The 12,802-nt window shown below is 68.1% G+C and carries 14 protein-coding genes and 1 riboswitch; of the genes, 10 read left to right on the top strand and 4 right to left on the bottom strand.

Annotated elements, in window-relative coordinates; translation table 11 throughout:
* Window positions 1-48: 48 nt before the first annotated feature.
* A complete protein-coding gene (locus WFQ67_RS00320; protein WP_337055904.1) occupies window positions 49-267 on the bottom strand; it encodes a hypothetical protein in 219 nt (72 codons plus the stop codon).
* 278 nt (window positions 268-545) lie between these two features.
* On the opposite strand from WFQ67_RS00320, the gene WFQ67_RS00325 reads away from it, so the two are divergent.
* Window positions 546-809 carry a hypothetical protein gene (locus WFQ67_RS00325; protein WP_173175008.1) on the top strand — a complete coding sequence of 88 codons (264 nt, stop codon included), beginning with the start codon at window positions 546-548 and terminating at the stop codon, window positions 807-809.
* Window positions 810-1,107: 298 nt separating this feature from the next.
* On the top strand, window positions 1,108-2,811 hold the full coding sequence (gene ligB / locus WFQ67_RS00330; RefSeq protein ID WP_337055906.1) for an NAD-dependent DNA ligase LigB: 1,704 nt from the start codon (window positions 1,108-1,110) through the stop codon (window positions 2,809-2,811).
* Here ligB and WFQ67_RS00335 read toward each other — a convergent pair.
* Window positions 2,805-3,254 (bottom strand): c-type cytochrome, encoded by a 450-nt coding sequence (locus WFQ67_RS00335; RefSeq protein ID WP_173175012.1) that lies wholly within the window; start codon window positions 3,252-3,254, stop codon window positions 2,805-2,807. The genes ligB and WFQ67_RS00335 overlap by 7 nt on opposite strands.
* 174 nt (window positions 3,255-3,428) lie before the next feature.
* On the opposite strand from WFQ67_RS00335, the gene WFQ67_RS00340 reads away from it, so the two are divergent.
* Entirely contained in the window at window positions 3,429-3,815 is a 387-nt protein-coding gene (locus tag WFQ67_RS00340) for a DUF1090 domain-containing protein (RefSeq protein WP_271104562.1), read from the top strand.
* A gap of 16 nt (window positions 3,816-3,831) precedes the next feature.
* Here the strand turns inward: WFQ67_RS00340 and WFQ67_RS00345 are convergent, their stop codons facing one another.
* Entirely contained in the window at window positions 3,832-4,218 is a 387-nt protein-coding gene (locus WFQ67_RS00345) for an MAPEG family protein (protein WP_173175016.1), read from the bottom strand.
* A 164-nt stretch (window positions 4,219-4,382) separates the two neighbouring features.
* Here WFQ67_RS00345 and WFQ67_RS00350 point away from each other — a divergent pair, with 164 nt between their 5' ends.
* Together WFQ67_RS00350 and WFQ67_RS00355 are read left to right on the top strand one after the other, a co-directional pair.
* On the top strand, window positions 4,383-4,982 hold the full coding sequence (locus WFQ67_RS00350) for a LemA family protein (protein ID WP_213627976.1): 600 nt from the start codon (window positions 4,383-4,385) through the stop codon (window positions 4,980-4,982).
* Between the two features lie 2 nt (window positions 4,983-4,984).
* Window positions 4,985-5,893 (top strand): TPM domain-containing protein, encoded by a 909-nt coding sequence (locus WFQ67_RS00355; RefSeq protein WP_337055907.1) that lies wholly within the window; start codon window positions 4,985-4,987, stop codon window positions 5,891-5,893.
* A 3-nt stretch (window positions 5,894-5,896) separates the two neighbouring features.
* Here the strand turns inward: WFQ67_RS00355 and WFQ67_RS00360 are convergent, their stop codons facing one another.
* Window positions 5,897-6,286, bottom strand: coding sequence for an acyl-CoA thioesterase (locus tag WFQ67_RS00360; RefSeq protein ID WP_173175022.1), 390 nt, complete (start codon window positions 6,284-6,286; stop codon window positions 5,897-5,899).
* A gap of 178 nt (window positions 6,287-6,464) precedes the next feature.
* A riboswitch (S-adenosyl-L-homocysteine riboswitch) is annotated at window positions 6,465-6,558 on the top strand.
* Window positions 6,559-6,579: 21 nt separating this feature from the next.
* Here WFQ67_RS00360 and ahcY point away from each other — a divergent pair.
* The 5 genes from ahcY to WFQ67_RS00385 all read left to right on the top strand — a co-directional run bounded on the left by ahcY (window position 6,580) and on the right by WFQ67_RS00385 (window position 12,779).
* The gene (ahcY, locus tag WFQ67_RS00365; RefSeq protein ID WP_213627972.1) at window positions 6,580-7,989 is read left to right on the top strand and encodes an adenosylhomocysteinase; all 1,410 of its coding nucleotides are present in this window, start codon (window positions 6,580-6,582) and stop codon (window positions 7,987-7,989) included.
* Between the two features lie 102 nt (window positions 7,990-8,091).
* On the top strand, window positions 8,092-8,937 hold the full coding sequence (gene metF, locus WFQ67_RS00370; RefSeq protein ID WP_213627970.1) for a methylenetetrahydrofolate reductase [NAD(P)H]: 846 nt from the start codon (window positions 8,092-8,094) through the stop codon (window positions 8,935-8,937).
* A 52-nt stretch (window positions 8,938-8,989) separates the two neighbouring features.
* Entirely contained in the window at window positions 8,990-11,215 is a 2,226-nt protein-coding gene (locus WFQ67_RS00375; protein ID WP_337055908.1) for a hypothetical protein, read from the top strand.
* Window positions 11,216-11,222: 7 nt separating this feature from the next.
* Entirely contained in the window at window positions 11,223-11,939 is a 717-nt protein-coding gene (locus WFQ67_RS00380; protein ID WP_213627966.1) for a DUF3142 domain-containing protein, read from the top strand.
* 60 nt (window positions 11,940-11,999) lie between these two features.
* Window positions 12,000-12,779 carry a substrate-binding periplasmic protein gene (locus WFQ67_RS00385; RefSeq protein ID WP_337055910.1) on the top strand — a complete coding sequence of 260 codons (780 nt, stop codon included), beginning with the start codon at window positions 12,000-12,002 and terminating at the stop codon, window positions 12,777-12,779.
* The last annotated feature ends 23 nt before the right edge of the window (window positions 12,780-12,802 follow it).

A 12,802-nucleotide genomic window follows, 5' to 3' on the forward strand; every position in this document is an offset into this window, starting at 1 on the left:
AAAGCCCCGCAGATGCGGGGCTTTCTCTTGGGTGAGACGCTATCGCGCTTACGAAATCTTCAGGCCGCCTCCGAGGTACATCAGCCCCAGGCCAGCGGCCATGATCAGCAACGGAGAGCGCTGTACCGGCTCGTTGACCGCGAAGATGATCTGCGAGATCGGCGGGAAGATGAAGTTGAACACCGCGCAAAGCATGGAAACCTGGATACCTCGCGCCACCGACCAGATCCAGCCGGCCAAAGCGAGGAAAAAGCCTATCGTAGCCATTTGCCACTCCCTGTGAGAAAGAGCGCGATGCTACCAGCCTCCAGTTCGACTGCGTAGCCCAGAACCCGGCCTGTAACGTGCGGCCTGGTCCTAGGCACAACAGCTAGTCGCAACGCCTGGGGAATGGCCATTCGCCGCATTCGTGAATCGGTCGAGCTTTCCCCTGCCCCTCCAAAGGGGCGCCGCTGCTAGAATCCGCGCCCTCTCGCCCCTCCCTCACGGATGACTCGAGCGCCCGGGGCGAGCAAGCATTGGCGCTGGAGCCCAAGGAGATACCCATGCGCATCACCTCCATTCTTCCCGCCGCCCTCTTCGCAGCCCTGTTCGCCGTCCAGGCGCAGGCCGTCGACCTGGGCAACCCCCTTGGCGACAAGCTCAACAAGGGCTGCGAGGAAAAGAGCGCGGAAGCACAGGCCAAGCTGGACGAGGCCAAGAAGGAACAGAACGGCCTGGGCGCCAGCCTGCTCGGCTCGGTGGCCGACAAGGCCGAGAAGCAGCTGTCCGAAGGCTGCGAGAAGCTCGACCAAGCCAACAAGGGCTGAGTAGAGGGGGGCCGGCGAGAGTCGGCCCTTCCTGTAGGACGCCGTCGCCCTCCCCCCTTCCCGCACGCAGCACCAGCCCGTCGAATCCATCGCATTGGCGCATTCCCCCTTGCCGTCGCAGCACAGGGCAGCCGCCCCCGCCCCTGCCAGCCACCTGCCCACCCCGGCGCCGCAACGCCCTCCCACCTGCCAAGGTCCCGCCCAGGGCCCCGGCGGTTCGCGAGCGCGATGACGCCGCCCAGGGTGTATTCCTGCGTCCCCCGGGCATGGAGCCCGGATCGTTCGCACGGAGGCCCGCATGCCCAACCCCCTGTCTACCCACCTGCTCGCCCTGGCCCTCTGCCTGCCCGGCCTCGCCCTGGCCGCTGGCGATTGCCCGCCCTGGAGCGATGCCCGCGCCAAGCGCGAGCTGCACGCCCTGCATGAACAGCTGTCGGGCTGGGAGCACAGCTACCACCGCGACCGCCTCTCGCCGGTCCCCGACGAGATCTATGACCAGGTGCGCTCGCGCTTCGCCGAACTGCGCCAGTGCTTCCCCCAGGCCGAGGCGCAGGAAACGCAGCCCCTGTCGACGGTAGGCGGCAAGCACACGCACCCCGTCGCCCAGACCGGCCTCGACAAGCTGGAGGACGCCAAGGCGCTGCGCGCCTGGATGCGCGGCCGCGACGACCTCTGGGTGCAGCCCAAGGTGGACGGCGTGGCGGTGACCCTGGTCTACCGCGGCGGCCGCCTGCAGCAAGCCATCAGCCGCGGTGATGGCGAGCGCGGCGAAGACTGGACGGCCAACGCCCGGCGCATCCCGGCCATCCCCGAGCGCCTCGCCGACCCGGGCGACCTGGTGCTGCAGGGCGAGCTCTACTGGTCATTGCCCGGGCACGTGCAGGCACAGGCCGGAGGGCGCGGCGCCCGGGGCAGGGTCGCCGGGCTGATGGCCAGGCAGCACCTGGGGGATGAGGAGGCGCGCGGCATCGGGCTGTTCGTCTGGGACTGGCCCGGCGGCCCCGGGGGCATGCTGCAACGCCTGGACGGGCTGACCCGCCTGGGCTTCGCCGACACCCAGCGCCATACCCTGCCGGTGCGAAGCGCCGACCAGGTGGCGCACTGGCGCGAGCACTGGTATCGCAGCGGCCTGCCTTTCGCCAGCGATGGCGTGGTGGTCCGCCAGGGTGTGGTGCCCGCCGCACGCAACTGGGAAGCACGACCGCCGCACTGGGCCATCGCCTGGAAGTACCCCTTCGCCCAGGCCCTGGCCGAGGTGCGGCGGGTGGAATTCCTCGTCGGTCGCACCGGGCGCATCACCCCGCGCCTGCTGCTCTCGCCGGTGACCCTGGAGGACCGGCGCATCCAGCGGGTCAGCCTGGGCTCCCTGGAGCACTGGCGCGAGCTGGATATCCGCCCCGGCGACCAGGTCGCCGTCGCCCTGGCCGGGCTGACCATCCCGCGCCTGGAGTCGGTGGTGCTGCGGGCGGGCGAGCGCGTGGAACTGGAGGTGCCGGACCCGACCGCCCTGCACGCCCTGAGCTGCTGGCACCCGACGCCCGGCTGCGAGGCGCAGTTCCGTGCACGCCTGGAGTGGCTGTCCGGCAGCGGTGGCCTGGCGATGCGCGGCGTCGGCCGCGGTACCTGGGAGCGGCTACTGGCGGCCGGCAGGATGGACGGCCTGCTGGACTGGCTGGAGCTGGAAGAAGAAGAGTTGGCCAGGCTACCGGGCTTCGCTCAACGCAATGCCCGGCGCTTCCGGGAGGCGGCGACCGAAGCCAGGCGGCAACCCTTCGCCCGCTGGCTGATAGCCCTCGGCCTGCCGCCCAGCGGCAACGCCGACCTGAAGGGCGGCTGGGAGAAACTGGCCGGCCGCTCGGAGGCGCAATGGCAAGCCGTGCCAGGCCTGGGGCCCGAGCGCGCGCGACAGCTGCGGGCGTTTTTCCACCACCCGGAAGTCCAGGCGCTGCAAGAGCGCCTGGCGAAAGCGCAGGTGGATGGCTTCGGGGCCGCGCCTCAGTAGGCGCGAAATTCCTTGTGGCACGCCTCGCAGGCGTCCTCGGCCTTCTGCACCAGCGGAGCCATGGCGTCCGGGTCCAGGGGGCGCTTCGCCGTGGCGGCGGCCAGTTGACCGGTAGCGGCTTCCAGCTCGCGGGCCAGGCTCTGGAAACGCTCCTGGCGCTGCCAGACGTCATCACGGGCGTCGCTGTCGCCTTCGTCACGCACCTTGGGGAAGTGCTGCCAGGGCTCATGGGACAGCTGGTCGAGCTTCACCGCGTTCTCGGCGAACTTCTGCTCGTTGAACTCGACGCGGCCACGCAGCATGCCGCCAAGATCCTCGCTGGTGTGCAGCATCTGCTTGAAGATCGCCTGGCGCTTGCCCAGCGGCGAATTGGGGTCGACGCCACCGCAGGCGGCGAGAGTCAGGCAGGCGCAAAGCAGGGTCAGGACGGTCGTTCTTTTCATGGCGGATCACGGGGTACTGCGACGGGCGGGGCGCACAGTATCGATAGATGCCCGGCAAATACCAAGGGTGGCGACAGTTTGTCGCAGATCATTGAAAGCCCGATCAGCCAGGCACGAGCAGTCATTCACGGCCACACTGGACGACGACCGAAACCACCCGAACGAGGCGAACCCATGCACCTTCCCACGCTGTTGCTGCTCACCGCCGGCCTGGCCCTGGCGGGCATCGCCCACGCGGCCGAGGCGCCGCCCACCGGCTGCGCGGCGAAGCGCCAGGCCCTCGAAGCCCGCATCGAACAGGCGCGCGTCCACGGCAACGATGCACAGGTCGCGGGCCTGCAGAAGGCCCTGGACGAAGTGACGGCCCACTGCACCGACGCCGGCCTGCGCCAGCAGCGCGAGGACGCCATCGCCAAGCACCGCGCCGAGGTCCGGGAGCGCGAAGCCGACCTGCGCGAAGCCCGGGCCAAGGGCGACGTGGAGAAGATCGCCAAGCGCGAGGCCAAGCTGGCCGAGGCCCGTCGCGAATTGAACGCCGCCGAGGCGCAGCTGCAACGCTGAGCCCCGGCGCGACCGATCAGGCAGCGACGAAGAAGAAGCTGGCGATCAGCCCCATGCCGGCGAACCAGACCAGCGAGCGCAACGCCGCCCAGTCTGCCAGGTAGCAGATGAAGTAGGCGATGCGGCTGGCCACGAAGGCGATGGCCAGGGCATCCAGCGTCCCCTGCTCGGCACCCCCGGCGAGATGACCGATGACCACGGCGATGGCGAATGCCGGGGTGACCTCGAAGGCGTTGAGCTGGGCGTTGTTGGCACGCTTGCGCCAGCCTTCGAGCCCGGCGAGGAAGGTGCGCGGATCATGGTTCTGCCGAGGGCCGAAGTCGCCTCCGGTGAACTTCGCCGCAGCGGTGGACAGGTAGGGCAGGAACAGCGCGATCAGCACGCACCAGTAGGCGAGGGTCATGGGGGCTCCAAGGACGAAGGGTGAGCGTAGAGCCTGGTGATTCCGACGTTCGGCGTCCATGGCCGCCAAAAACGTGGCAATCGGCACATCGGCCAATGGCCACGATTGTCCGTCGGGCGCATCGCCTGTACTAATGCGTGTTTTTCATGGACGAGAAAACTCCCATGCCTCGATTCGCCATCCTCCTGATTTCCCTGTTGCTGCTCAGCGGCTGTGGCTACAACGCCATGCAGAGCGCCGACGAGCAGGTCAAGGCCGACTGGGCCGAGGTGCTCAACCAGTACCAGCGCCGCGCCGACCTGATCCCCAACCTGGTCAGCACCGTGCAGGGCTACGCGGCCCACGAACAGGCCGTGCTCGCCCAGGTCAGCGAGGCCCGCGCGCGGGTCGGCAGCGTCCACCTCGACGCCGGCCAGCTCACGGACGAGCAGGCGGTGAAGAACTTCCAGAACGCCCAGGGCCAGCTCAGCTCCGCGCTCTCGCGCCTGCTCGCGGTGAGCGAGAACTACCCGCAGCTGAAGGCCGACGGGCTGTTCCAGGACCTGCTGGCGCAGCTGGAGGGCACCGAGAACCGCATCACCGTGGCGCGCTCGCGCTACGTCAAGGCCGTGCAGGCCTACAACGTGCTGGTGCGCCAGTTCCCCGGCAACCTGACCGCCATGGCGTTCGGCTACGAGCCCAAGGCCAACTTCAGCGTCGCCAACGAGGCGGAGGTCTCGGTCGCACCCAAGGTCGACTTCGCCACGCCGCATCGCGAGGGCTGACCATGCGCGCCTCACTGTTCAGCCTGCTGCTGGTGCTGGTCAGCCTCGGCGCCGGCGCCGCGCAGCCGGTGCCGGCCCTCACGCAGCGGGTTACCGACCTCACCGCCACCCTGGACGCCGGCCAGAGTGCCGCCCTCGAACACCAGCTCGCTGCCCTGGAGAAGGAGAAAGGTGCCCAGCTCGCGGTGCTGATCATCCCCAGCACCGGCGAGGAAAGCATCGAGGCCTATGCCATCCGCGTGTTCGAGCAGTGGAAGCTGGGGCGCAAAGGCGTGGACGACGGCATCCTGCTGCTGGTGGCCAAGGACGACCGAGCGCTGCGCATCGAGGTGGGTTACGGGCTGGAGGGCGCGGTGTCCGACGTGCTGGCCTCGCGCATCATCCGCGAGCGCATCACCCCGGCCTTCCGCGAGGGCGATTTCTTTGGCGGCATCCAGGCTGGCACCGATGCCCTATCGGGCCTGGTGCGCGGCGAGGCGCTGCCGGAACCGGTTGGCGGCAACCGCCAGGCGGACAGCATCAACCTGTTCAGCCTGATACTGTTCTTCGCCCAGTTCTTCATCGCACCGGCCCTGGTCAAACGCATTCCCAGGCCCTGGGCGCGGCAGCCCAACGGGCAGCGCTACTTCGCCTGCGTCGGCCTGGTGACGGTGGCGACCCTGGCGTATTGCCTGGTCACCCTCACGCCCACCGACCTGCTGCTGTTCTTCACCCTCACGGCGGGTTTCATCGGCCTGTTCGCGTTCATCTTCATCGTCGCGCCACTGTCGACCTGGCAGTTCGGCAGCGGCTCGGGCTCCTCCGGCGGTTCGTCGGACAGCAGCTCGAGCAGCTCGTCCGGCAGCTCCGGCGGCGGCTTCAGCGGTGGCGGTGGTTCCAGCGGCGGTGGCGGAGCCTCCGGCCGCTGGTAGCGGTCAATCCTTGAACTGGTCGCGGATGTAGGTGATCTCCGTCTTGCCGTGCGGCGCGGGCTTGCCGTCCTCGCCCAGGTTGACGAAGACCATGCGGTCGATGGTGAGGATGCTCTTGCGGGTGATCTTGTTGCGCACCTCGCAACGCATGGTCATGGAGGTGCGGCCGAACTCGGTGGCGGTGATGCCCAGCTCGATGATGTCGCTCTGGCGGGCCGAGCTGACGAAGTTGATCTCCGACATCATCTTGGTCACCACGCGCTGGCTGCCGAGCTGGATGATGGCGTAGATCGCCGCCTCCTCGTCGATCCACTTCAGCAGGCTGCCGCCGAAGAGGGTGCCGTTGGGGTTGAGGTCCTCGGGCTTGACCCATTTGCGCGTATGGAAATTCATGCGTCCTTCTCCTTGCGTCGATGACGCCGGGGATGATGGCAGAGGCCCGACGCGCTGTCCCCGCAACGAAATCGATCACCCTGATAGTTCGCGCGCCGGACGACGGAAAACCTTGGGCAGATCGCCTCGCGCAGCTATAATCCCCCGGCTTCACGCGGCCACCGGCCGCGCCCGCCACCTGTCCGAGGGGCGCTGCAGCAGGCCTGTTCTCCAAGGGGTCTGTCAGGCTCGGATGGGGCGTTATCCAAACGCATCAACGGCGCCCATTCGCACACAACGAATGGAGAGTACGCATGAGCGCTGTCATCACGCCTGCCGATTTCAACGATTACAAGGTCGCCGACATTTCCCTGGCCGCCTGGGGCCGTCGCGAGCTGATCATCGCCGAGTCCGAAATGCCCGCCCTGATGGGCCTGCGTCGCAAGTACGCGGCCAGCCAACCGCTCAAGGGCGCGAAGATCCTCGGCTGCATCCACATGACCATCCAGACCGGCGTGCTGATCGAGACGCTGACCGCCCTGGGCGCGGAAGTCCGCTGGTCGTCCTGCAACATCTTCTCCACCCAGGACCAGGCCGCTGCCGCCATCGCCGCCGCCGGCATCCCGGTGTTCGCCTGGAAGGGCGAGACCGAGCAGGAGTACGAGTGGTGCATCGAGCAGACCATCCTCAAGGACGGCCAGCCCTGGGACGCCAACATGGTGCTGGACGACGGCGGTGACCTGACCGAGATCCTGCACAAGAAATACCCGCAGATGCTCGAGCGCATCCACGGCGTCACCGAAGAGACCACCACCGGCGTGCACCGCCTGCTCGACATGCTCAAGGCCGGCACCCTGAAAGTCCCGGCGATCAACGTCAACGACGCCGTGACCAAGAGCAAGAACGACAACAAGTACGGCTGCCGCCACAGCCTGAACGACGCCATCAAGCGCGGCACCGACCACCTGCTGTCCGGCAAGCAGGCCCTGGTGATCGGCTACGGCGACGTGGGCAAGGGCTCCGCCCAGTCCCTGCGCCAGGAAGGCATGATCGTGAAGGTCTCCGAGATCGACCCGATCTGCGCCATGCAGGCCTGCATGGACGGCTTCGAGCTGGTCTCCCCCTACAAGAACGGCATAAATGACGGCACCGAAGCCAGCATCGACGCCGCCCTGCTGGGCAAGATCGACCTGATCGTCACCACCACCGGCAACGTCAACGTCTGCGACGCCGGCATGCTCAAAGCCCTGAAGAAACGCGCCGTGGTGTGCAACATCGGTCACTTCGACAACGAGATCGACACCGCCTTCATGCGCAAGAACTGGGCCTGGGAAGAGGTCAAGCCGCAGGTGCACAAGGTCCACCGCACCGGCGCCGGCAGCTTCGATCCGGCCAACGACGACTACCTGATCCTGCTGGCCGAAGGCCGCCTGGTGAACCTGGGCAACGCCACCGGCCACCCGAGCCGCATCATGGACGGCTCCTTCGCCAACCAGGTGCTGGCGCAGATCTTCCTGTTCGAACAGAAGTTCGCCGACCTCCCCGCCGAGAAGAAAGCCGAGCGCCTGACCGTGGAAGTCCTGCCGAAGAAACTGGACGAGGAAGTGGCGCTGGAAATGGTCAAGGGCTTCGGTGGCGTCGTCACCCAGCTGACCAAGCAGCAGGCCGACTACATCGGCGTCGACGCCTCCGGCCCGTTCAAGCCGGACAGCTATCGCTACTAATCAGCAGCGGCAAGCTTCAGGCTGCAAGCGGCAAGAAAGGGCCGGCAACGCCCTCTTGCAGCTTGCAGCTTGCACCTTGCAGCTGAGAAGGAACCCTTCTCCATGTCTCAAGAACGCCGCTACAGCTTCGAGTTCTTCCCCACCAAGACCGAAGCCGGGCATGAAAAACTGCTGAACACCGCGCGTCAGCTGGCCACCTACAAGCCGGACTTCTTCTCCTGCACCTACGGTGCCGGTGGCTCGACCCGCGACCGTACCCTCAACACCGTGCTGCAGCTCGATGGCGACGTGAAGGTGCCGACCGCGCCGCACCTCTCCTGCGTCGGCGACAGCAAGGCCGACCTGCGCAGCCTGCTCGAGCAGTACAAGGCCGCCGGCATCAAGCGCATCGTCGCGCTGCGCGGCGACCTGCCCTCGGGCATGGGCATGGCCAGCGGCGAGCTGCGCCACGCCAACGAACTGGTCGAGTTCATCCGCGCCGAGACGGGCGATCACTTCCACATCGAAGTCGCCGCCTACCCGGAAGTACACCCCCAGGCACGCAACTTCGAAGACGACCTGGCCAACTTCGCCCGCAAGGCGAAAGCCGGTGCCGACAGCGCCATCACCCAGTACTTCTTCAGCGCCGACTGCTACTTCTACTTCGTCGACCGCGTGCGCAAGCTGGGCGTGGACCTGCCGATCGTCCCGGGCATCATGCCGATCACCAACTACAGCAAGCTGGCGCGCTTCTCCGATGCCTGCGGCGCCGAGATCCCGCGCTGGGTCCGCAAGCAGCTGGAAGCCTACGGCGACGACCTGGAAAGCATCCAGGCCTTCGGCGAGCAGGTGGTCAGCGAGATGTGCGAGCGCCTGCTCCAGGGTGGCGCACCGGGGCTGCACTTCTACACCCTGAACCAGGCCGAACCCAGCCTGGCCATCTGGAACAACCTCAAACTGCCACGTTGAGGCGAAGGGCCGGCGGCAGGATGCGCCGGCCCCTTCACTCAAGGAAGACACCATGAAGACCACCCTCCGCCTTGCCCCGCTCGCCCTCCTGATCGGCTGTGCCAGCCCCAGCGCCTTCGCCAGCTTCGACTTCGTCTGCAGCCCGACCTGGGCCATCGCCGGCGACCAGCTGATGGGGTGCAGCAACCTGCCCTTCCTCAGCCCCGGCAACGACAGCCGCGCCAACCTGCAGTTGCTGCTGGCCGACGCCGGCCGCCTGCGCCTGCCACAGACGCTGAAGTCCACCAGCGGCTACGAGGACGGCTACGCCCAGGTGCCCTTCACCCTGGAGATGCTCGACCCAGCCGTGGCCGAGGCGGCCGAGCGTGAAAAGGCCAGCGAAGGCCAGGAGAACGACACCGAGAACACCGAGACCGAACAGGAAGACCCGCGCAAGGAAAACCTGTCCCTGGCGCTCGAGCAGCTGGGTGTCGAACTGGGCGAGACCGACCTGGCCGAGCACTACTTCGCCGAAGGCGAGGGCAATCGCTGCCGCAGCAACGACTTCGACAGCGCCCATGCCTTCGTCGACCAACTGGCCGGCACCGAGGCGCTTTCGGCCCGCGAGCGCAAGGCGCTGGCCGACAGCCGCGTCAACCTGCTCACCGTCTGCGGCGAGGGCGACCCGCAACCCGAAGACGTACTGCCCGCCGCGACCCTGCTCACCTCCCCCGTCGCCCAGGCCTTCGCCAACTACCTGGCCGGTGCCGACGCGTTCTACCGGGGCGACTTCGCCGGCGCCCGCCAGCAGTTCGCCGGCCTCGCCAGCAGCGAGCAGCCCTGGCTCAAGGAAACCGCCCTGTACATGCAGGCGCGCGTGGAACTGAACCAGGCCCAGCAGGACGCCTTCGACGAGTACGGCATCCCCGACCTGGCCAAGATCGACCGCAACGCCATGGCCAGCGCCGAGTCCGGCCTCAAGGCCTACCTGCAGGCCTACCCCGAAGGGCTCTACCACGCCTCCGCGCGCGGCCTGCTGCGCAAGGTCTACTGGCTGCTGGACGACCCGCGCAAGTTCGCCGCCGAGTACGCCTGGCAGTTCGCCCAGGACGAGGACAGCGCCCAGCGCAACATGAACGGCCGCGCGCTGATCGAGGAGCTCGATGTCAAGCTGCTGCCGGCGCTCAAGCCCGAGGACGTGCAGGACCCGACCCTGCTCGCGGTGATGGACCTGATCCGCCTGCGCAAGCCCGGCAGCGAGCTCAGCCCGAGCATCAGCCTGGAACAGTTGCAGGCGCAGAAGCAGCGCTTCGCCAGCCAACCCGGCCTGCACGACTACCTCGTCGCCGCCTGGCACTTCTACCGCGGTGGCGATGCCGCCAAGGCCCTGGGGGCCCTGCCCGCCGGCGACACCCAGGCCCCCATGAGCCTGCTGGTGTTCAGCCAGGAAACCCTGCGTGGCCTGGCACTGGAAGCCACCGGCAAACCCGACGCGGCACGCGAGCTCTGGCTGCAGCTGCTATCCCGCCAGCCGTCCGCGCTGCAGCGCGGCCAGCTCGAACTGGCCCTGGCACTGAACCTCTCGCGCACTGGCAAGGTGGCCGAGATCTTCGCCGCCGACTCACCGATCCGCACCGCGCCGATCCGCGAGATCGTCCTGCGCAACCTCGCCTCCGCCGACCTGCTGCGCCAGCAGGCCAAGGACAGCGCCGCGCCCGCCGCCGAGCGTGACACCGCCCTGTTCACCCTGCTCTACAAGGAGCTGGTGTTCGGCGACTACGCCCACTTCCAGCAAGACCTGGCCCTGCTGCCGGACCCGGCGCCCAAGGTAGAGGAAGGCGCCACCTGGGCCGTCGGCCGCTTCGCCTGGGCCGGCCAGTCCGGCGCCGGCGAGTACGCCTGCCCATCACTGGCCAAGGTCGCCGAGCGGCTGCAGGAGAACGACGGCGACGGCCTGGCACTCAACTGCCTGGGCGATTTCATCCGCACCAACGGCCTGGACGGTTTCAGCCTCAATGACCAGCCGCCGAAAGACGAGCTGGGCGGCTCGACCACCGACTTCCCCGGCTCGCCCTGGTCGCGCCTGGCCGGCTACCAGCGGACCATCGACGATCCCCACGCCAGCGCCGACGAAATGGCCTATGCGCTATTCCGCGCGGTGAACTGCTTCGCCCCCTCCGGCTACAACACCTGCGACGGCCAGGACATCGCCAAGTCCCAGCGCAAGCAGTGGTTCCAGGACCTGAAGAAGAACTACCCGGGCAACCCCTGGGCGCAGAAGCTCAAGTACTACTGGTAAGCGACGCGTGATCGCCAGGGCGCTGGCCCTGCTGCTGGCCCTGGCGAGCCTTCCCGGCCTCGCCGCGGAACGGGTGGATGCCGCCGACTACGATGCCTTCTGGGTCTGGAGCGGCGTGCGTTCCCAGGCGGTGCTGGCCGAGGCGCGCACGCTCTACATCCTTCAGGGCCAGATCGACGGGCCGCGCCAGAGCGGCGACCCGCAGGCGCGCTTCATCGCCCAGGGCATGGCAGTGCCGCGCCTGTCGCAAGGCGAGGTCTGGGTGGTGTACCGCGCCCATACCCTGCGCTGGACCGAGCCCGTCTACGCCACCCTCCTCGCCCAGCTCGAGCGCTGGCGCCGCGCGGGCAACCCGGTGGTCGGCGTGCAGATCGACTTCGACGCCCGCACCCTGCACCTGGACGGCTACGCCGCTTTCCTCGAGCAGCTGCGCCAGCGCCTGCCCCGCCAGTACCGCCTCGGCATCACCGGGCTGCTCGACTGGGGCAGCAACGGCGACCCGGCGGTGCTCAACCGCCTGGGCAAGGTGCTCGACGAGGTGGTGGTGCAGACCTACCAGGGCCGCCACAGCATCCCCGACAACGCCCGCTACCTGCCCCGCGTCGCCAGGCTGCAGCTGCCCTACCGCATCGGCCTGGTCCAGGGCGGCGAATGGAAGGCCCCGGAGTATCTGGAAGACAGCCCCTGGTTCCGCGGCTACGTGGTGTTCCTGCTCAATCCCTGAGCCATCGAGCGGCACCGGCAATCACTTCCCAGCCCGGGAAGCGCCGCGTATTCTGGCCCTATGCCAGCACTCTGCCACCTTCTCGTCCTGCTGCTGATCACCTGCCTTGGCCCCCTCGCCCAGGCGGAGCCGCTGCGCATCGTCACCGCCCCCTGGGCGCCCTACGTGTTCGAGGAAGACGGACAGGCACGCGGCCTGGACCATGGCGCCGCCGAGGAAGTGTTTCGCCGCCTGGGCGTGGAGGTGCAGTGGCAGTTCATGCCCTGGAAGCGCTGCCTCACCGAGATGGAGAACGGCCAGGCCGACGCGATCCTGGACATCTTCATGACCGCCGAACGCCGCACGCGCATGCATTTCGCCGAGGAGCCGCTGTCGCAGACCGAGTTCGTGCTCTTCTACGACCGCTCGCGGCCCTACCCCTTCACGGGCCTGCAGGATCTGCAGGGCCTGAAGGTCGGCGTCTCGCCCGGCTACTGGTATGGCGACACGGCCTTCCGCACCTCGCCGCTGTTCACCCGCGAGCCCGCCCCCAGCCACGAGGCCAACTTCGGCAAGCTGGTGCGCGACCGCGTCGACCTGGTGGTCAACGACCGCCGCGCCGGGCTCTACCTCGCCGAGCGGCTGGGGCTGTCGCGACAGATCGCCCACCATCCCCTGGCCGTGGGCGAGGACGCCCTCTACATCGCCTTCCGCCGGGCTCCGGAACTGCAGGAACTGGCCCGGCGCTTCGCCGAGGAGTTGCGCCGTTTCAAAGAGGAGCCGGGCTACGCCGCGCTGCAGGCCCGCTACCTCGCGCCCGGCCAGGCCGTCGCGGCGCGAACGCCGTTGAGCAGTCGATAGGCTGCACGCCGGAAATGCTCTGT

Origin of the sequence: Pseudomonas sp. USHLN015 (genome assembly GCF_037153275.1) — a bacterium.
Classification (GTDB): Bacteria; Pseudomonadota; Gammaproteobacteria; order Pseudomonadales; family Pseudomonadaceae; genus Metapseudomonas; species Metapseudomonas tohonis.